This is a genomic window from Actinomadura syzygii (assembly GCF_008085905.1).
Lineage (GTDB): Bacteria > Actinomycetota > Actinomycetes > Streptosporangiales > Streptosporangiaceae > Spirillospora > Spirillospora syzygii.
The window spans coordinates 517161-536467 of record NZ_VSFF01000009.1; the positions used below are offsets into that span (position 1 = coordinate 517161).

Consider the following 19307-nt stretch of genomic DNA (forward strand, 5'->3'; position numbering starts at 1 on the left):
CGTGCCATTTCCCTTTCGGCCGAGATGACCGCCTCGGTGCCGCCGAGACGTCCCGTGGAGATCAGCGCCGCCTTTCCGCGTACCGGAAGAGGTGATCGAGATCCTCGGTCGCATGAAACGTGATCACTGATCACTCGCCGTGTTCGATAGCCGATTCACATGGAGCCCTGATGGATCAAAGGGGCGGGCGCAATGAACAATTTTTCAACTAACTCGCGCTTCGCGCGTCCGCCAGGCGGCTCTCGCCTGCCGCACCGGTCTGGGAGGGGTCCCCGCGCAGCACGGTGACCTGCTCTGATCCGGTCCGTGCGGCTAGCGTCCCTCGGCGCCCAACTGGCGGAGGAACGCGCGGTTGTCGGTGCGCACCCATTCCTCGACGAGGCGGCCCTGGTCGTCGAACCGGAAGATGTTGATCAGGTCGAACACGACACGCTGGCCGTTCGGCGGCAGCGGACCGGCCGGCGAGTGGGTGAACTCGCGGACGAACGTGCCCTCGATCCACGTCTGGCAGGCGATGTGGTCGCCTTCGGCCACCACGATGCCGCGCCGGATCGTCCGGTCGTCGAACGCGGCGCGCACCGCCGCGAAGTAGTCGTTGAGGCCGTCGAAGTCGGACTCGAAGCCGTCCGGGCCGTGGAAGCGGAACTTGTCGGTGTCGAAGTACGTCGCGACGGCGTCGAGGTCCTCGCCCGACACCTCCAGCTCACCGGCGCGGACCAGGCGCGCCACGAGTTCGTCCCGAGTGAATCGCTGTGTCATGACTCCAGCCTGCCCACCTATAGCCATGCAGTCCAACGATGCTTTGGCATCGTTTCCATGAGCAAAGCGCATGGTAGTTTCGAGGCCATGGCGGAGTTCACCCTCACCGGTCTCCGTGTCGTCCAGCAGGTCGCCGCCACCGGGTCGTTCACCGGGGCCGCCGAGAGGCTCGGCTACACCCAGTCAGCCGTCTCGCGTCAGGTCGCCGCCATGGAGACGGCGGCCGGGGCGCCGATCTTCGACCGGGGACGGCGCGGCGCGGCCCTCACCCCGGCGGGCCGGGTGCTCGTCCGGCGCGCGACCGAGATCCTCGCCGACCTGGCGGCGGCCGAACTGGAGTTGGCCGGGCTGCGCGACCGGCTCGCGGGCCGGCTGGCGATCGGCGCGTATCCGTCCGCCGCCATGGCGCTGGTCCCGCGCGCGATGGCGCGGGTGACGTCGGGCCATCCGGGTCTCGCCGTCGTCCTGGAAGAGGCGTCGACACCCGTCCTGCTGCGGCGGCTCCGGGCCGGGCGACTGGACCTGGCGGTCATCGGGGTCGGCCACGGCCTGCCCGACTACGACCTGAGCGAACTCAGACAGACGACCGTGCTCCAGGGCAACCTGCTCGTGGTCGTCCCGGACGCGCACCGGTTCGCGGGCAACGCCGTCACCGTGGCGGACCTGGCCCAGGAGAACTGGGTCGCTGGAGACGGCCCGGCGGACGAACCGCAGTTCGGGGCCTGGCCCACGCTGACCGCCCCGCACATCGTCCACACCGCGCGGAGCTGGTCGACCCGCCTCGGGCTGGTCGCCGCCGGACTGGGGATCACGGTCGTCCCCGAACAGGCTGCACCCGCCCTACCGAGGGGCATGCGGGCCGTGACCGTCACCGACAGCCGCTGGACGGGACGCGCGACCGTCGCCGTGACCCGACCGCGTCCGTCCGCCCAAGCACAGGCGATGGTGACGGCCCTGCAAGACCAGGCCGCCGATCTCCGCCGCGACGCACCGATCGGCGATGAGCCACCTCTATAGCGTCCCGGCCTGACCTGGCCGGTCGGCGGTGGCGCGGGTTCGGCGGTGCGCGGTCAGGACGGCTTCGAGCAGGCCGGGGAAGCGGGCGTCGAGGTCCTCGCGGCGTAGGCGTACCAGGCGGGTTCGGCCCTGGACGGTCGTCCATGTCACGCCCGCCTCGCGCAGCACTCGGTAATGGTGCGACAGCGTCGTCTGATGGACGTCGAGTTCGGCGCCGAGCGCGTTGCAGGACTCCTCGCCCATCTCGTCCAGCCGCAGGACGAGGTCGAGCCGCACCGGATCGGCCAGCGCGCGCAGCACGTCCACCAGCCGGACGGCCTCGGTCGCGGGCTGTGACACCTCACGCATCGCCGCCCCCTCCCCTCCGCATGCCCGCACGCTATCAACTCATGGATATATGGACAACTATCCATGTATTGCCTAGGGTTCCTCTCGGTACTTCCAAGGCCCCTCTGGAAAGGCGGCACCACACGGTGGTGAAACGACTGCTCCCCCTGGCCCTCGCGACCTTCGCCGTCGGGACCGACAGCTACGTCATCGCGGGCCTGCTCCCCGACATCGCGTCCGACCTGCGGGTCTCCACCCCCGCCGCCGGGCAGCTCGTGACGGTGTTCGCCCTGGTGATGGCCGTGTCCGCACCCGTCATGGGCGCGCTCACCAGCAGCCTGGACAGGCGGTCCGCGCTGCTGATCGCGCTGGGCGTCTTCGTGGTCGGCAACGCCGCCACCGCCCTCGGCACCGGCTACGCGACCGTGCTGGCCGCCCGCGTCGTCACCGCGGTCGGCGCCGGAATGATCAACTCCGCGGCGGCCAGCACCGCGGGAGCCATCGCGCCTCCGGAGCGGCGGGGCCGCGCACTGGCCTTCGTCCTGGGCGGCCTCACGCTCGCGACGGCGCTGGGCCTCCCCCTCGGCACGCTGATCGGCCGCACCGACTGGCACGTCACCCTGTGGGCCGTCGCCGGGACGGGCCTCGTCGCGCTCCTCGGAATCGCCATCGGCCTGCCCAGGGTGACGCTTCCCGCCGCCTCCTTGGGCGCCCGGCTTCGTCCGCTCAAGCAGGGCCAGGTCCTCGCGCTACTGGCCGTCACCACGCTGGCCTTCCTCGGCGCCTACACCCTCTATACCTACATAGGCCCGGCCCTGCGGGACGTCACCGACAACTCCGGCTCAGTGCTCACCGTCGTCCTACTGGCGTGGGGACTCGGCGTCCTGGCCGGGAACATCATCGCCGGACGGCTGGTCGACCGGCACGACCCCGCCCGCGTCCTGACCGGCCCACTCGTCATCGCCGCCGTCGCCCTCGCCCTCACCTCGGCGGCCACCGCGACGCTCGCATCCACCCTGGTCTGGGCCGCGATCTGGGGCGCCGCGCTGGGCGTCGTCGTCGTGCCCCAGCAGCACCGGCTCATCGCCCTCAATCCGGCCGCCGCGCCGATCCTGCTCGGCCTCAACTCCTCGGCCATCTACGTCGGGATAGCCCTGGGCGGCGGTTTGGGCGGACTGGCCCAGGAATGGTTCTCGATCGCGCCCACCGCGCTGGGCCTCCCGGCCGCCGCCGTCACGATCCTGGCACTGCTCTACCACCTGACGACCGCACGCCGCCGCACGCCCGCCGCGCCTCGCCCGACCGTCCCCGCCCCGGAGAAGACGGAGGCATGACACTCAGCGACCGGCGTGCGGGGCGTCCATCGCCGTGCTCAACGCCCGGAGCGCCTGGTAGACGCGAAGCTTCACCACGTCCACCGGAACGCCCAGCGAGGCCGCGGCCTCGTTGACCGACCGGTCCCTGAAAACGGTCTCCGCGAGGATCTCGCGATGCGCGGACGGCAACGCCTGGAAGGCCCGGGCGACCACCGCACGTCGCGTCCCCTCCCCCGCCACTCCGGGGGCCGACGAACCGGCGCTCCTACCCATTCGCACTGCCACGCCTAGAACTTCGCACCCCACCCCCTATCCCCACCCCGCACTTATGCCCGTTTTAAGGAAGTGTTGAGGGTGGGATTCGAAGGGGTCAGGCGCGGGTTCTCAGGGCGTAGGCCGTGAGGCGGGTCGAGAGGCGTAGGGCGGCGCGGCCGTGCCAGTCGGCGCGGCTGGGCGGGCGGGCGTAGCAGGGGACGCCGCCGCTGGTCAGGGCGTCCATTCCGGGGATGTCGAGGGAGCCGGACGCGAACTCGAACAGGTGGACGAGGCGCGGCACGATGACGCCGTAGTCGAGGGCGCGGGGCAGCGGGCCCTCGGCCGCGACCAGGTCCTCGACGCGCAGGCCGCGGAGGGGGTAGCGCTCGGGGAACGCGCGGCGCAGGTCGAGGAAGAAGCCGACCGAGCCGCCGCGCGGGTCGCCGAGCGGGGCGCCGAGGGGCGCGAACACGCCCAGGGCGAGGCGGGGGCGCGCCACCAGCGCGTGCGCGTACAGGACGCGGACCAGCGCGACGTTCATCATGAAGCGCTCGGCGGGCAGTTCCCGGAGGGCGAGGGTCTCGTTCTCCAGGTATCCGGTGACGACGCTGGCGTTGTGGGCCCGGTACCAGGCGGCGGGCGACGGGCGGCGGACGAACTCCGTCCAGAGCAGGACGGCCCGCGAGGACGGCTCGCCGCGGTACCCGTCCGCGAGCAGGGCGGCCTCGGCCTTGTCGCGCAGGAGGCGGTCGTTGACGGCCCGCCACCAGGGGCTGCCCGGCGGGCGGTGCGCGGGCGGGTTCAGCACGCCGCGGGCGATCTCCCAGCGCAGGAAGCTGAGTTCGGCGCGGCCGTAGCGGCTCCGGTCGCCGACGTAGAAGTCCGCCGCCAGCCTGAGCCGCCGCGCCGCGCCGTCCGCGGCCCCCCGGACCCTGGCGGCGGCCGTTCCGGCCGCGTCGATCATGCCCGTGCCTCCATATGGGTTCAGTGCCCCTTCCTTCAAGCACGGAGACGTCCCGGCCACGGGTTCAGCGCTTAGGATGAGCGCCGGGGGTGGTTGGACGGTGGGCAAGCACAACAAGCCGGCGACGCGCGCCTGCCCCGGCTGCAACGGGACCGGCACGAGCACCGCCACCGGCGACAAGTGCCCCGTGTGCAGGGGCACCGGCCGCATCTGACCCTCCGCCGGCGGTTCCGGGCCGCACGACCTCAGCCGCGCCGCCTACCGTGCCGCCTCAGCCGCGCCGCCTACCGTGCCGCCTCAGCCGTGCCGGTCGCCCGCGACCGCCCGCAGGCCGACCGGGCGCAGGCGCGCCAGGGCCTCGGACGCGGCGTCGTCGGCGGGCAGGTAGGCGATGAGGGTCTGGTCGTCGCCGATCGGCAGGTCGAGGGTCTCGTAGGCGAGGCGCAGCTCGCCCGCGTCCGGGTGGACGAGCCGTTCCACGCCGAAGCGGCGCGGCAGGCGCGGCGGGGTCCTGCCGCGCTCGGCGAACGGCGCCCCCGCGGTGACGACCATCTCGTCGACGAACCCGGCCAGGTGCGGGTCGCTCTCCGGGAACGCGGCGCGCAGGGACGCGACGCGCTCGTCGGCGACCTCGTCCCAGTCGGGGTAGGCGGATCTCGCGCGCGGGTCGGTGAAGACGTAGCGGACGAGGTTCGGCGGATCGGCGTCGAGGAGGCCGAGGGGGCGGACCAGGCGGTCGTAGCCGTCCGTCCAGGCCAGGACGTCGGCGAGCCGGTTGACCAGGATCGCCGGGGTCGGGTCCAGGCTCGCGAGGAGCGCGCGCACGGTCGGCCGGACGGAGTCGGCCGGGGCCCGCTTGCACAGCTCGCCGTCCCCGGACTTGGACATGATGCGCAGGTGGAGGCGCTCGTCGGGCGACATCTGGAGCGCGTCGGCGAGCGCGCCGAGCACGGCGGGCGACGGGTGCCGGTCGCGCCCCTGCTCCAGCCGGGCCAGGTACTCGACGCTGACGCCCGCGAGCGTGGCGAGCTCGGACCGGCGCAGGCCCGGCGTCCGGCGGCGCCCGCCGCCGGACAGCCCCGCCTGGGACGGCGAGACGGCCTCGCGGCGCGCGCGCAGAAACGCTCCTAGCTGGTTGTCGGTCACCTTCGGAAAGTACCAAGGGTCGCGTGTCCGCAACGTGGCCCTGACAGGGCCCGTCTCAACGCGGTCTCCCTGGTGTATGTCCGGACGGACAGCGTGGTGACCACACCAACCCCGAAGGAGCACCACGCATGGCTTTGAAACTCGCGGTCGTCATAGGCAGCGTCCGGGACGGACGGTACGGCCCCCACTTCGCGAACTGGATCGCGGAGCACGCACGGCGGCACGGCGCGTTCGAGGTGGACGTGGTCGACCTCGCCGACGTCGCGCTCCCGGCCGCGCTTCCGGCGAACCCGCAGGAGCTCCTCGCGATCGGCGACCGTCCTCCCGCGCTGGCGGACCTCGCCCGGCGGCTGGACGAGGCGGACGGCTTCGTCGTCGTGACACCGGAGTACAACCACAGCTACCCGGCGGCGCTCAAGCATCTCCTGGACTGGCACACGTCGCAGTGGAGCGCGAAGCCCGTCGGGTTCGTCTCCTACGGCGGGATGGGCGGCGGCCTGCGAGCGGTCGAGCATCTGCGCCAGGTGTTCGTGGAGCTGCACTCCGTTCCGGTCCGCGACCAGGTCAGCTTCGACCAGCACTGGGAACGGATCGGCGACGACGGCGAGCTGATCGACGCGGACGGTCCCGACGCCGCCGCGAAGGCGCTGCTGGACCAGCTCCGCTGGTGGGCCGCCGCGCTGAGGGACGCGCGCCGCGCCGCTCCTTACGCGGCCGTCTGAAACGCCGGGCGTCCCACCAGGGGGAAGATCGGGAAGCGCTGACGCGGCTGCCCGGCGAGTGATTGAATCGCGTCCCATGTGGCACGTGTCACAACGCTCTTCCCCGTGGCGGCGGCGGTATCCGCCCGGCGTCCCCCAGGAAGTGGACATTCCCGATGTCCCCGTGACCCGGCTCCTCGACGACGCCGCCGAGACGCATCCGCGCCGTCCCGCGCTGCACTTCTTCGGCCGCGAGATCTCCTACCGGGACCTGCGCGACGCCGTGGACCGGTTCGCCGACGGCCTGCACCGCCTCGGGGTGCAGCCGGGCGACCGGGTGGCGCTGATCCTGCCGAACTGCCCGCAGCAGGTCATCGCGTTCTACGGCGTCCTGCGCAGGGGGGCCGTCGCGGTGCAGCACAACCCGCTGTACACCGAGGAGGAGATGCTCCACCAGCTCGCCGACTGCGGGGCCCGCGTCGCCGTCGTGCTGGATCGTTCCTACGCGACGGTGCGCGCGGTCCGCGCCAAGCTCCAGCTCGAACACATCGTGGTGACGTCGCTGACCGACTTCCTGCCGCTGGCCAAGCGGGTCGCGCTGCGGCTCCCGTTAGTGCAGGCGCAGCGGCGGAGGGCGGAGATCACGGCGGACGTGCCGCACGACCCGGACGTCCTCCCCTTCCGTGAGCTGCAGCGGCCGCCGAGACGGCCGGTGCGGCAACTCGAGGTGGAGCCGTCCCGGCACCTCGCCGCCATCCAGTACACGGGCGGGACGGAGGGACGTCCGAAGGGCGCGATGCTGACGCACCGCAACCTCGTCGCGAACGCCTGCCAGCAGCACGCGTGGGACACGGCGGGCCGTCCGGGGACGGACGTGACGCTGGCGGTGCTGCCGCTGTTCCACTCGTTCGGGCTGATGAGCTGCCTGGTCGCGCCGGTGATGACGGCCGGGGCGGTGGTCCTGCTCCCCCGTTTCGACGCCGACCAGGTGCTCAGCGCGATCCGCCGGTACCGTCCGACGATCTTCCCTGGCGTACCGACGCTGTACGAGCAGGTGATGGACAATCCGCGGTTCACGCCGTCCGACCTGGGTTCGCTGCGCATCCTCATCTCCGGTGCGATGGGGCTGGCGCAGAGCACGATCGACCGGCTCACCCAGGTCGGAGCCAAAGGGCTCATCAACTGTTACGGGCTCACCGAGGCGTCCCCAGCCGTCACGGGCAACCCGCTTGGGGGCGGGGCACGGAACCTGTCCGTGGGGTTGCCCCTCCCTATGACCGATGCGGTCATCGTGGACCAGGACGAGCCGACGAGGGTCCTGCAGCCGGGCGAGCCCGGCGAGCTGGTCGTGCGCGGGCCGCAGGTGTTCGCCGGATATTGGAACGCGCCGCTCGCCACCGCGCAGACCCTGTCGAAGGGATGGCTCCGTACGGGCGACATCGCCGTAATGGACGAGGACGGCTTCTTCACCATCCTCGACCGGCTACGCGACATGATCAAGGTGAGCGGTTTCAGCGTGTTCCCGACGGAGGTCGAGAAAGTGCTGCACCGGCATCCGGCGGTGCACGACTGCGCGGTGGTCGGCGTGCCCGACGCCCGGCGCGGGGAGCGCATCATCGCGCACGTCGTGGAGCATCCCGCCTACCCTTTTTCGGCGTACGAGTTGCGGCGGCATTGCGAGCGTTATCTGTCGCACTACAAGGTCCCGGCGGAATTCATTCCGCGGACGGCACTGCCCCGCAACATTCTGGGGAAGGTCGTCCGGCAGCGGTTGCGGGACGAGGCCGTGAACTCGCCCGCGTAGGCGGCAGGGGGCTCGCATTGACGGCGGCGGGTGGTTGACTGGGCTGGTGCACACCGAGACCGTCCGTCCAGGGCTGTTCGCCCGCCTCGTGGAGATCGGGCGCGCGGCGTCGCCGACCGGCGCGGAAGCGGAGCCGGAGACGCTGTACGACCGGCATGGCGTCTTGGTCGTGCGCGTCGGTGACGTGGCCGTCAAGGCGCATCAGGCCGACCGCGGGCACGGATTCGTCGAGCGCGCCAGGCTGGCGGGCACACTGCCCGGAATTCTGGTCGGCCCCCTGGGGCCGCCCCTCGATGTGGACGGCCGGATGGTGTCGGTCTACCCGTTCGGCGTTCCGGTGGACCCGCGCCAAGAACTCCCTTGGGAGGATGGTGCGCGCCTCTTGGCCGCGCTCCATTCCGCGACGGTCCCGGCAGACGCACCGTCCTGGGGACGTCCCGCAAGGGTGGCGCGCCTGGTGTCCGAACTGGGTCACGGCCCGGCGGCGGACGAAGTGCGACGGGCTTTCGCCACATTGCCCACCTGGATACGCGGGGAGGCAGCGGAACCGCCGAAAGAAAACACATGCCTCATTCACGGTGACTGGCACCTAGGGCAAATGGTCTGCGCGCAGGACGGGCAATGGCGCCTCATCGACATCGAAGACCTCGGTAGGGGCGACCCCGCCTGGGACTTGGCGCGACCCGCCGCGCTCTACTCGGCGGGTGTCCTCTCCCCTGACGAATGGGGCCGTTTCCTGGGCGCTTACACGGAAGCGGGCGGTCCCGCCGTCCCCGCGGGCGCCGACCCCTGGACGACCCTGGACATACCCGCCCGAACTCTGGCGATCCAGATCGCCGCCACGTGCGTCAAAACGGCGGGGAGGGAAGATCGGCCGCTGGACGGAGCGGAGCAGGCGATGGTCGACGCCTGCGGGAGAATATCGGCGGCGGGGGACGCGGCATGACGTGGCGCGAAACCTGCCATACATTTAGCCTCTACCTGGGGATCCAGACCGGAAGGACGACAAAGCGATGCACTGCCCTAAGTGTCGTGGCGTGATGCGGACCTACACCCGCAGCGGCGTCCACATCGAGCAATGTGACAGCTGCCGGGGCATCTTCCTCGACTACGGCGAGCTTGAGGCCCTGAGCCAGATGGAAGCGCAGTACCGGGCCGCCCCGCCGCCCGCGGCCGCGCCGGGATGGGGAGCGAGCCCGGCGGTGCATCACCACCACCACGGGCACCGCCGCCCCCACCACGGGAGCGTCTTCAACATGCTCTTCTCGACCTGATCCGCTTCCCCGGCTCCGTCCGGGGCGATGCACGTCGGCGGCCCGCCCCCTTGGAGAAAAACGTCCCAGAGGGCGGGCCCGTGTGTTCCATGAACGGGTTCAGAGGCGCGGGTCGACGGGCTCCGACTCCAGTGCGAGCACGGCGAACACCGCCTGGTGGACGCGCCACAGCGGCTCGCCTCCGGTGAGCCGGTCGAGCGCCTCCACGCCGAGCGCGTGCTCGCGCATCGCCAGCGAGCGCTTGCGTCCGAGCGACCTGCGGCGCAGCCGTTCGAGGTTGTCCGGCTCGCGGTAGTCCGGGCCGTAGATGATGCGCAGGTATTCCGGTCCCCGGCATTTCACGCCCGGCTGGACGCGCCTGTCGTCCGGTAGCGGGCCGAGCGGCTTGACGACCATGCCCTCACCTCCCGCCGAGGTGAGTTTCTCCCACCATTCGGTGACAGCCGCCTCCGATTCCGGCGAGGTCAGGTCGACGGTCATCGACGACGTCCGTTTCAGCAGCCCGCCGGTGTCGGCGTCCGCGAGGCGTCCGGCCATGGCCATGTGCCATTCGTGGTCGCGTGCCACGGCCCACGAGCAACCTTCCCCGGCGAGGATCTGGAACGGCGCGAGCTGTAGCCCGGACAGGCCGTCGACCGTCCAGCAGTAGCGCGCGTAGGCGTCGCGGAAGAGGGACGCGTTCGCGGCCCGCCGGTCGATGTGCTCGCGGAGCGCACCGACGTCGAGACCGCGTCCGGCCGCGCGGGCGAGGGCGTCGGACGCCATCGGCAGGGCGGCACCGGCAGCCGCGCCGGTCGCGGCGTACTGGGTGCGGATGAGGTCCATGGCCTTGGCCGACCAGGGCAGCAGTTCGCTGTCGATGACGAGCCAGCCCGTGTCCAGCTCGTCCCAGAGCCCGGCGGCGTCTACCGCGCCGCGGACTCGGTCCAGTACTTCGGTCGTGCGGGACGGGTCGCGGAAGAAGGAACGTCCCGTGCGGGTGTAGACGGCTCCGGTCGACCCGTCGGCGATACCGAAGCGGGTGGCGGCGACGGACTCGTCCCTACAGACGACGACCACGGCCCTGGAGCCCATGTGCTTTTCTTCGCACACCACACGGTCGAGCCCCCTTTCCCTGTACGCGGCGAGGGCTTCGGCGGGGTGCTCCAGATATCCGGGCAGCGGCGATGTATCGGCGGGGGCCATGGTGGGCGGTAGGTAGACGAGCCAGCGCGGGTCGACGGCGAACCGGCTCATCACTTCCAGCGCGGCGAGGGCGTTCTCCTCTCGGACGGAGACGCGACCCATCAGGCGGGTCTCGACTCCACTCGCGCCCATCACGTCCTCGATTTTGAGGACTTCGTCCTCCCGGTGTCCGGTGGACGACGGCGCGTCGAGCGGCCGTGTCGGCTCGTACCAGACCTGCTGTGCCGGGACGGACGTCAGCTCACGCTCCGGATAGCGCAGCGCGGTCAGTTTTCCGCCGAACACGGCTCCGGTGTCCAGGCAGATGGTGTTGTTGATCCATTCCGCTTCGGGGACGGGCGTGTGCCCGTACACGACCGTCGCCTTGCCGCGATAGTCACGCGCCCACGGATACCGGACGGGCAGCCCGTATTCGTCGGTCTCCCCTGTGGTGTCGCCATAGAGCGCGAAGGAGCGGACACGTCCGGACGCACGACCGTGGTACGCCTCCTTGAGCCCGGCGTGGGCGACGACCAGGCGACCGTCGTCCAGGACGTAGTGGCTGATGAGGCCGTCCATGAAGCGCAGCGCTTCTTCGCGGAACTCGTCCGGTTCGGCGGAGAGCTGCTCCATCGACTCGGCCAGACCGTGGGCGATGCGGACCTTGCGCCCGCGCAGGGCGCGGACGAGTTTCGCCTCGTGGTTGCCCGAGACGCACAGCGCGTTGCCCGCGTCCACCATGCCCATCACCAGGCGCAGGACGCCCGGTGTGTCGGGCCCGCGGTCGACGAGGTCGCCCACGAACACGGCCGTGCGGCCACCGGGGTGGTTGGCGCCCACGGCGCGTCCCTCCGCGTCGCGGTCGATCTCGTAGCCGAGGCCGGCGAGGAGGTCTTCCAGTTCGGCGCGGCAGCCGTGCACGTCTCCGATGACGTCGAACGGGCCGGTCAGGTCGCGGCGGTCGTTCCACGCCCGCTCGTACGCGATCGTCGCGGCGTCGATCTCCTCGACGCCGGTGAGGACGTGGAAGCGGCGGAACTCGTGGGCCAGCGACCGCATCCCGCGCCGCAGCTCGCGCCGCTGCCGCGGGATCACGTGCGGGGGCAGGTCCCGGTCGGGACGGACGGCGTTCCGCTCGGCAGCGACGCTCTCAGGGACGTCCAGCACGATCGCGACGGCCCGCACGTCGTGCTCGGCGGCGAGCCGCAGCAGCGACTGCCGCGCGTGGCTCTGCACGTTGGTGGCGTCGACGACGGTGAGCAGGCCGCGCCGCAGCCGCACGCCGACGATGTAGTGCAGGAGGTCGAACGCGTCGCCGGTCGCGGACTGGTCGTTCTCGTCGTCCGACACGATCCCGCGGCAGAAGTCGGACGAGACCACCTGCGTGGGCTTGAAGTGCTTGCGCGCGAAGTGCGACTTGCCCGATCCGGTCACGCCGACCAGCACGACCAGACCCATGTCGGGAATCCGGAGCTCGGTCATCGGGTGAACACCCCCATCTGCGTGGGCGCGCCCACGTCGGGATCGTCGTCGCCTACGGGCACGTGCCGGACGCGGTAGCCGTGCGCGTCGGCGACCTTGTCCGCCCATGCGCGGAACTCGTCCCGCGTCCATTCGAAGCGGTGGTCGGGGTGGCGCATCGACCCCGGCGCCATGCCCTCATACCGGACGTTGTGCTCGGCGTTAGGGGTCGTCACCACCACCACACGGGGTTTGGCATGCGCGAACACGACCCGTTCGACCGCGCTGAGACGCGGCGGGTCGATGTGCTCGATGACCTCCATCAGAACGGCCGCCTCATAACCGCGGAACCGTTCGTCGGCATACGTCAGCGCACCCTGGAAGACATCGCGGACGCGGTCGTTCGCGGGACGCCGTCCCTCGTCCCAGCGAAGACGTCGCCACGCATGGGTGAGCGCGCGGTGTGAGACGTCCGTGCCGGACACCTCGCTGAAGAAATCGTCTTTCGCCAGTTGCGCGAGCAGTTTCCCTGAGCCGCAGCCAAGGTCGATGACGCGGCGGGCGTCCTCCTCGCGCAGTGCCTGGACGACCGACTGGAGACGATGTTCCGCCAGCGAGACGTGCTGCTCCTCGCCGTCCTCGGACGTGGGCTCCTCTTCCACCTGCGCGGGGTCGAGCGTCTCTTCGGACGACTCGTCCGCGTCGGCCAGGCGACCCAGCGCGGTACGGACGAGCCCGCGCCGGTTGGCGAGATAACGGCGGGTGATGGTCCCGCGGTCGGGGTGCGTGGCGAGCCAGCCCTCCCCTGCGCGGATGAGTTTGTCCACCTCGTCGGGCGCCATCCAGTAGTGCTTGGCGTCGTCCAAGACAGGCAGCAGGACATAGAGCTGATTGAGCGCATCGGCAAGACGCAGAGTGCCGGTGAGCGTGAGCGTCACGTACCGGGAGTCGCCCCAAGCGGCGAACTCCGGATCGAGCGGGACGGGCACGGCGGACACGTCCCAGCCGAGCGGCGCGAAGAACCGCTCGGCCTGGTCCGGCCCGCCCCTGCACGGCAGTGCCGGCAGGACGATTTCCAGCGGGATCGGCGTCTCCACCAGATCGGGACGCGGTTCGCACCGTCCCCGCATGGCGGTGCGGAAGACGCCCGCCATGGCGGACGCCAGCAGCGACGACGCCGCGTAGGGACGATCGTTCACGTACTGGCCGAGGGAGAAGTCCGGTGTGCTTCTGCCACGCGTGCGCACGAGCTTGACCGGGTCGACGTCCAGGAGGAGGGCGGCGGTGCAGCGCCGTGGCTCCGCGTCCGGGTAGAAGACGTGCGCCGTGCCGAACGACTGCTCGAACCGCTGGACGCGATCGGGATGCTTGTAGAGGAGATAACCCAGGTCGGTCGCCGGGTCCATTGTGGTGGTGATCGTCAGAAGCACGACGACAAGTGTGACGGACGGCATCGCACCGCCACATCGATTTTCAGAACGGCCCCGCCGTTCAGGTCCCCGCGAAAAGGATTTGCGGTGCGCTTCCCGGTGCCGCCAGAATCCGGAGCGTTATGAGCAGACATCCCCGGCGGCAGATCGCGCAGGAGACCGTGTCCATCATCGAACGCGGCGGCTACGCGGGCCCGTCCGGGCGAACCGTGCCGATCGCGGACGCTCTGGCCGAGACCGTGCGGGGAACCGTCCTGTACCGTCCTGACGAACTCGACGACCTACTGCGACGACTCCCCGCCGCCGAACCCGGCACTGAGACGCGCATCGAAGTCACCGGCGAAACCACCCTCGCCGCAGCGCATCGATTGCGCGCGCAAGGGGCGGTCCCGTTCGCGCTCAACTTCGCCTCCGCGAAGAACCCGGGCGGCGGATTCCTGAAAGGCGCGCACGCGCAGGAGGAAGGGCTCGCCCGGTCTTCGGGCCTGTATGCGTCACTGCGTTCGGCCAGGGAATACTACGACTTTCACCGCGCCCAAGGAGATCTCCTCTACAGCGACCACATGATCTATTCGCCCAGCGTGCCGGTCTTCAGGGACGACGCGGGCAGCCTCTTGGAGCAGCCCTACGAGGTCGCGTTCCTCACGTCCCCAGCCCCCAATCGCGGCGCCATAAGGGACGAGGCCAAAGCTGCGCTCATCCGCGAGGTACTCCACCAGCGGGCACGCAAAGTCCTCGCCGTGGCAGTGGCCAATGACCATCGGCGGCTTGTGCTCGGCGCCTGGGGCTGTGGTGTATTCGGCAACGATCCCGTGGAGGTCGCCGAGGTCTTCGCCGATCTGCTCCGTCCGGCCGGGGAATTCGGCGGCCGTTTCGACCGCGTCGTATTCGCCGTCTGGGACACCGCTCAGGGCTCTCCAAGGCACGCCGCGTTCCGCGACGTCTTCGCTTAACGCGCTTCGCTCGCCGTCAAGCGTCAGGAAGTCGGGCGCTCGACGTAGGACGCGATGCCGCGGAGCAGGATGTCGATGCCGAATTCAAAGCGCGTGTCGCCGCCCGCGACCGTCAACTCGTCCACCATGGCGACGATGTTCGGATAGCGGTCGACCGGCAGCGCCTTGAAATACTGACGCACTTCCTCGATGTACTTGTGGAAGTGCTCCCACGGGTCTTCCCCGGCGGGGAGGTTCGCGGTGTAGACGACGTCCTCGTAGGCGTCGGCGTCGATGAACATGCCGACGGTGTCGACGGCGAGCGCCGCGATCCTCGGCGGCACTCCGCCCGCGCGCATGAGGGCGAGCTGCGCCTCGGCGACGGCCAGCATGTTCGGCAGCGTGGGGACGAGCCCCATCGACACCTTCGAGATGTCGCGGTGCGTGTTGTAGACCCGGCGGATCTCGCCGGCCAGCTCCTTGAGCTGCTCCTGCCAGCGCGCCGGGTCGACCGCGCCGGGCAGCCGGATCTCCCCCGCGACGCTGTCGAGCATCAGCTCCCGCAGCTCCTGCTTGCCCGAGACGTGCGCGTACAGCGAGGCCGGGCCGGTGCCGAGCTCCTGGGCGACGCGGCGCATCGTGACCGCGTCCAGACCCTCGGTGTCCAGGACGCGGATGGCGGTCGCGACGATCGCGTCCCGCGTGAGCGGCTGCCGCGGCGGCGCGGCCCTGCGGGGCTTGCGGCCGGGCGGGGTGGGCATGTCCGGGCGTTCGTCCGCCACCTCTGGACCTCGCAATCTCGCGATACATCTTGACATGGCCGAGACGCGATATATCTTCTCTAAGCGAGAGAAGAATCGATCCGGCTCGAACAGCGTACTTGACGCGAACGGCGTTCTCCTTTAGAACAGTGTTCGCAACTAACGAACACTGTTCCCCCCACTCGGAGGCATCGATGACCGAGACCTTGACGGACCCCGCCAGAGGCGCGGCGGAGACCGCGTACCGCTGGCGCTGGGCGGCCCTCTTCGTGATCCTCGCCGGCGAGGTCATGGACATGCTGGACGCGCTGATCACCAACATCGCGGCCCCCACCATCCGCGGTGACCTGGGCGGCTCCGCCGCCACCATCCAGTGGCTCGCCGCCGGCTACACCCTGGCCATGGCGGTCGGCCTGATCACCGGCGGCCGCCTCGGCGACCTGTACGGGCGCCGCCGGATGTTCCTCGTCGGCGCGGCCGGGTTCACCGTCGGCTCGCTGCTCTGCGGCGTCGCCGTCTCGCCCGGCATGCTGATCGGCGCCCGCGTCGTGCAGGGCCTGTTCGGCGCGCTGATGCTGCCGCAGGGCATCGGCATGATCAAGCAGATGTTCTCGGCGAAGGAGATGGGCGCCGCGTTCGCCATGTTCGGGCCGGTCATGGGCCTGTCCGCGGTCGGCGGCCCGGTCCTCGCCGGCTGGCTCGTCGACGCCGACTACTTCGGCACCGGCTGGCGGATGATCTTCCTGATCAACCTGCCGCTCGGCGCCGCCGCCGTGCTCGCCGGGCTGCGCTTCCTGCCCGCCGGACGGGCCGAGCACGCGTCCCGGCTGGACCTCGTCGGCGCGGCGCTCGCCTCGCTCGGCGCGGCCCTGCTGATCTACCCGCTCGTCCAGGGCCGCGAGCACGACTGGCCCGTCTGGACGTTCCTGATGATGGCCGCCTCCGTGGCCGTCTGGGGCGTCTTCGCCTGGTACGAGGCGCGCAAGCAGCGCGCGAGCGGCGACCCGCTGATCGTCCCGAGCCTGTTCCGCAAGCGCGGCTTCACCGGCGGGCTCGTCGTCGGCATCGTGTTCTTCTCCGGCATGGCGGGCCTCGGCCTGGTGCTGTCGCTGTTCTTCCAGATGGGCCTCGGCTTCTCGCCGCTCAAGGCCGGTCTCGCGCAGATCCCCTGGTCCGCCGGCATCGTCCTCGGCTTCGGGATCATGCAGGCGGTGCAGCGCTTCGGCCGGACGGTGATCCACGCGGGGGCGGTCATCATGGCCGGCGGCGTCGTCGCGACCTACGCCACCCTCCAGCACGTCGGGGTGGACGTCACGCCGTGGCAGCTCATCCCCGCGCTGGCCGTGACCGGGCTCGGCATGGGCCTGCTGATGGGGCCGTTCTTCGACATCGTCCTCGCGGGCGTCGAGCCGGCGGAGACCGGGTCGGCGGGCGGCACGCTCACCGCCGTCCAGCAGCTCGGCAGCGCGCTCGGCGCGGCCGTCCTCGGCACGATCTTCTTCGGCCTGCTGGGCGGGCACGTCGCGGCCGCCGCCGACGACGGCGCGGCGGCCCTGCGCAAGGACCTCGCCGCCGTGTCCGTCCCGGCCGCGCACCAGGAGCGGATCGCGGCCGGGGTCCGCGACTGCGGCCACGACCGGGCGACCGCCAAGGACGCCGCCGCCGTGCCCGCGTCCTGCGCCCGGCTGGAGGGCGAGGTCAGGGCCGCGATCGCCACCGCGCCGCAGTCGGCGCCCGCCGTCCAGAAGGCGGTGGCGCAGGCTGGGGAGCACTCGGCCAAGAGCGGTTTCAGCGACGCCATGAAGCTCACCCTGTGGGTGGAGGTCGGGCTCCTCGGGCTCACGTTCCTGGCGACGTTCCTGTTGCCGATGCACGCGCGTCCTGAGGAAGAGACCGCCTGACACGCGCGAGAGGCCCGCGGGGGTTTCCCTCCGCGGGCCTTTCCGTGCTCCGGGTCGGCTGGACGGTGGCCGCCGGTCAGACCTTGCTGAGGACTTCCGAGGCCAGGAGCTCCAGATGGTCCAGGTCGTGCATGTCGAGTACCTGGAGGTACGCGCGCTCGGCGCCCAGGTCCGCGAACTTCCCGATCTTCTCGACGAGTTCGGCGGGAGTGCCCGTGAGGCCGTTGTCGCGCAGTTCGGACACGTCCCGTCCGATCGCGTCGGCGCGGCGGCGCACCTCGGCCTCGTCCCGGCCGCAGCAGACGACCTGCGCCACCGAGTACGCGAGCGGCTTCGCCCGGCCCGTCCGCGACACCTCCGCGCGGACCCGCTCGAACGCCTCGCCCGTCTCCTTCACCTGGTTGAACGGGACGTTGTACTCGTCGGCGAAGCGGGTCGCGATGCGCGGCGTCCGCTGCGCGCCGGTCCCGCCGATGATGATCGGCGGGCCCTCCGGCCGGACGGGCTTCGGCAGCGCGGGCGAGTCGGCCAGCGAGTAGTGCTCGCCGCTGAACGAGTACGTCTCGCCGGGCGGCGTCCGCCAGAGGCCGGTCACGATCTCCAGTTGCTCTTCGAGGCGGGCGAACCGCTCGCCCAGGCTCGGGAACGGGATGCCGTACGCGGTGTGCTCCTCCTCGAACCAGCCCGTGCCGAGGCCGAGGTCGACGCGCCCGCCGCTCATCTGGTCGACCTGCGCGACCGCGATCGCGAGCGGCCCCGGATACCGGAACGTCGCGGCCGTGACCAGCGTGCCCAGCCGGATCCGGCTGGTCTCCCTGGCGAGCGCGCCGAGCGTGATCCAGGAGTCGGTCGGGCCCGGCTCGCCGGTCGCGTCGCCCATCTTGACGAAGTGGTCCGAGCGGAAGAACGCGTCGAACCCGAGGTCCTCGGCCGCCTTGGCGACGGCCAGTTGCGTGTCGTAGCTCGCCCCCTGCTGGGGCTCGACGAAGATCCTTAGTCGCATGATCACATCTTGCTACCCGCGGGTCCCGGGTCCGACACCGGCCACGGCCGACACGTTCGGACCGCGGTCGGCTCAGCGGCGGCCGGTGATCCTGGTGCGGACGGCCATGGCGTTGTTCGCCGGGTCCGGGTCGGCCGTGGGCGAGGACGCCCGCCACGACGACTCCAGCACCGTCCCCGCCCGGACGTCGCGCCGCGGCACCGCCTTGACGTGCACCGTCCGCGACCGGCCGGGCTTCAGCGTGCCGATCGAGCAGAGGTTGCCGCGGCCGTAGGGCATGCACGCGGTGTCCCGCCCGACGATCTTCACGGGCCCGGCCGACCAGACGGTCACGTTCGTCGCCGTCCCAGGGCCGAGGTTGCGGACCTTCATCGCGTACGGGATCGCCGCGCCCGCCCGGGACCGCGACGGCGCGGACTGGCTGAGAGCGAGGTCGGCGGTCGGCGCGACCCGCACCGCCGGGAACCGCCTGGTGACGCGGGTACCCGCCCAGCTCACGACCCCGCGCGGGCTTATTCTCAGGTCCGGTTGCGCCCGCTTGGACACCCGGGCCCTGATCGAGCCCGCGATCTCCTGGCCGCGGCCGATCGTGCCGAGGCGGCAGACGACCCTCCGTTCGCGGGACGACGTGCAGTTCCGCTCGCCCGACACGAACGCGAGCGGCTTCGGCAGCGTCGTCCGGAACACCGCCTTGCCCGACCGCGCCGGGCCGTTCGCGACGACGCGGTACGTCCACTCGTAGGTGCGTCCTGGGACCACGTCCTGCTTCGGCGCGCCCATCTGAAGCTGGACGGCTCGCACGTGCTGAACGTGCGCCTCGTCCTTCTTCGCCTTGACGGCCTTGGGCTTGGCGTCGGCCTTGGACTTCGGCTTCGCGTGTTTCGCGTGCTTCGTCTTGGGCTTCGTCTTCGTCTTCGTCTTGGATTTCGGTTGGGCCTTTGGCTTGGACGGTGCGGCGTGCGTCCTCGGCCGGGGCGGCGGGCCGGAATGGTCGGCTCGGGCCACGGCCGCCGTCGGCACGACCCCCAGCAGCGGCGCGACCGCCACCAGGACGAGACCGCGTCCCTTCCATGTCCGGATCACAATGAACCC

Annotated in this window: 18 protein-coding genes; 8 read left to right on the plus strand and 10 right to left on the minus strand. The window is 71.1% G+C overall.

All coding sequences use genetic code 11. The features are described from left to right. Window positions 1-312 precede the first annotated feature (312 nt). Window positions 313-759, minus strand: coding sequence for an ester cyclase (locus FXF65_RS25225; RefSeq protein ID WP_222868728.1), 447 nt, complete (start codon window positions 757-759; stop codon window positions 313-315). 57 nt (window positions 760-816) lie between these two features. Between FXF65_RS25225 and FXF65_RS25230 the strand changes: the two genes are divergently transcribed. Continuing rightward, complete coding sequence (locus FXF65_RS25230) at window positions 817-1776, plus strand: LysR family transcriptional regulator (protein WP_222868729.1); 960 nt, start codon at window positions 817-819, stop codon at window positions 1774-1776. On the opposite strand, the gene FXF65_RS25235 is transcribed toward FXF65_RS25230, so the two are convergent. Further along, window positions 1771-2124 carry an ArsR/SmtB family transcription factor gene (locus FXF65_RS25235; RefSeq protein ID WP_148352476.1) on the minus strand — a complete coding sequence of 118 codons (354 nt, stop codon included), beginning with the start codon at window positions 2122-2124 and terminating at the stop codon, window positions 1771-1773. The two genes, FXF65_RS25230 and FXF65_RS25235, sit on opposite strands and share 6 nt — an antisense overlap. 128 nt (window positions 2125-2252) lie before the next feature. On the opposite strand from FXF65_RS25235, the gene FXF65_RS25240 reads away from it, so the two are divergent. Then, window positions 2253-3437, plus strand: coding sequence for an MFS transporter (locus tag FXF65_RS25240; RefSeq protein WP_222868730.1), 1185 nt, complete (start codon window positions 2253-2255; stop codon window positions 3435-3437). Between the two features lie 3 nt (window positions 3438-3440). Here FXF65_RS25240 and FXF65_RS25245 read toward each other — a convergent pair whose 3' ends face one another. From FXF65_RS25245 to FXF65_RS25260, 3 genes are all read right to left on the minus strand, one after another. After that, window positions 3441-3632 carry a sigma factor-like helix-turn-helix DNA-binding protein gene (locus FXF65_RS25245; protein ID WP_246178984.1) on the minus strand — a complete coding sequence of 64 codons (192 nt, stop codon included), beginning with the start codon at window positions 3630-3632 and terminating at the stop codon, window positions 3441-3443. Between the two features lie 157 nt (window positions 3633-3789). Next, the gene (locus tag FXF65_RS25250; protein ID WP_148352478.1) at window positions 3790-4638 is read right to left on the minus strand and encodes a hypothetical protein; all 849 of its coding nucleotides are present in this window, start codon (window positions 4636-4638) and stop codon (window positions 3790-3792) included. A 297-nt stretch (window positions 4639-4935) separates the two neighbouring features. Continuing rightward, complete coding sequence (locus tag FXF65_RS25260) at window positions 4936-5784, minus strand: helix-turn-helix domain-containing protein (protein ID WP_148352479.1); 849 nt, start codon at window positions 5782-5784, stop codon at window positions 4936-4938. A 128-nt stretch (window positions 5785-5912) separates the two neighbouring features. On the opposite strand from FXF65_RS25260, the gene FXF65_RS25265 reads away from it, so the two are divergent. The 4 genes from FXF65_RS25265 to FXF65_RS25280 all read left to right on the plus strand — a co-directional run bounded on the left by FXF65_RS25265 (window position 5913) and on the right by FXF65_RS25280 (window position 9563). Continuing rightward, a complete protein-coding gene (locus FXF65_RS25265) occupies window positions 5913-6506 on the plus strand; it encodes an NADPH-dependent FMN reductase (RefSeq protein ID WP_148352480.1) in 594 nt (197 codons plus the stop codon). Window positions 6507-6582: 76 nt separating this feature from the next. Beyond that, window positions 6583-8289, plus strand: a complete 1707-nt coding sequence (locus tag FXF65_RS25270) for an AMP-binding protein (protein ID WP_148352481.1) — start codon at window positions 6583-6585, stop codon at window positions 8287-8289. 46 nt (window positions 8290-8335) lie between these two features. Then, window positions 8336-9235, plus strand: a complete 900-nt coding sequence (locus FXF65_RS25275) for a phosphotransferase family protein (RefSeq protein ID WP_246199075.1) — start codon at window positions 8336-8338, stop codon at window positions 9233-9235. Window positions 9236-9302: 67 nt separating this feature from the next. Further along, window positions 9303-9563, plus strand: a complete 261-nt coding sequence (locus FXF65_RS25280; RefSeq protein WP_148352482.1) for a TFIIB-type zinc ribbon-containing protein — start codon at window positions 9303-9305, stop codon at window positions 9561-9563. A gap of 99 nt (window positions 9564-9662) precedes the next feature. Here the strand turns inward: FXF65_RS25280 and FXF65_RS25285 are convergent, their stop codons facing one another. Both FXF65_RS25285 and FXF65_RS25290 read right to left on the minus strand, forming a co-directional pair. Further along, window positions 9663-12209: a polynucleotide kinase-phosphatase gene (locus FXF65_RS25285; protein ID WP_148352483.1), complete on the minus strand. Its 2547-nt coding sequence runs from the start codon at window positions 12207-12209 to the stop codon at window positions 9663-9665. Then, on the minus strand, window positions 12206-13618 hold the full coding sequence (locus tag FXF65_RS25290) for a 3' terminal RNA ribose 2'-O-methyltransferase Hen1 (RefSeq protein WP_148352484.1): 1413 nt from the start codon (window positions 13616-13618) through the stop codon (window positions 12206-12208). The genes FXF65_RS25285 and FXF65_RS25290 overlap by 4 nt, the downstream gene beginning before the upstream one ends. Before the next feature lie 122 nt (window positions 13619-13740). Between FXF65_RS25290 and FXF65_RS25295 the strand changes: the two genes are divergently transcribed. After that, entirely contained in the window at window positions 13741-14571 is an 831-nt protein-coding gene (locus FXF65_RS25295; protein WP_148352485.1) for a TIGR02452 family protein, read from the plus strand. 23 nt (window positions 14572-14594) lie between these two features. On the opposite strand, the gene FXF65_RS25300 is transcribed toward FXF65_RS25295, so the two are convergent. Next, window positions 14595-15332 carry a TetR/AcrR family transcriptional regulator gene (locus tag FXF65_RS25300; protein WP_246199079.1) on the minus strand — a complete coding sequence of 246 codons (738 nt, stop codon included), beginning with the start codon at window positions 15330-15332 and terminating at the stop codon, window positions 14595-14597. A 173-nt stretch (window positions 15333-15505) separates the two neighbouring features. On the opposite strand from FXF65_RS25300, the gene FXF65_RS25305 reads away from it, so the two are divergent. Beyond that, window positions 15506-17212 (plus strand): MFS transporter, encoded by a 1707-nt coding sequence (locus tag FXF65_RS25305; protein ID WP_148352486.1) that lies wholly within the window; start codon window positions 15506-15508, stop codon window positions 17210-17212. A 76-nt stretch (window positions 17213-17288) separates the two neighbouring features. Here the strand turns inward: FXF65_RS25305 and FXF65_RS25310 are convergent, their stop codons facing one another. Further along, entirely contained in the window at window positions 17289-18215 is a 927-nt protein-coding gene (locus FXF65_RS25310; protein ID WP_148352487.1) for an LLM class F420-dependent oxidoreductase, read from the minus strand. A 72-nt stretch (window positions 18216-18287) separates the two neighbouring features. Continuing rightward, on the minus strand, window positions 18288-19298 hold the full coding sequence (locus FXF65_RS25315; RefSeq protein WP_148352488.1) for a DUF11 domain-containing protein: 1011 nt from the start codon (window positions 19296-19298) through the stop codon (window positions 18288-18290). Window positions 19299-19307 lie beyond the last annotated feature (9 nt).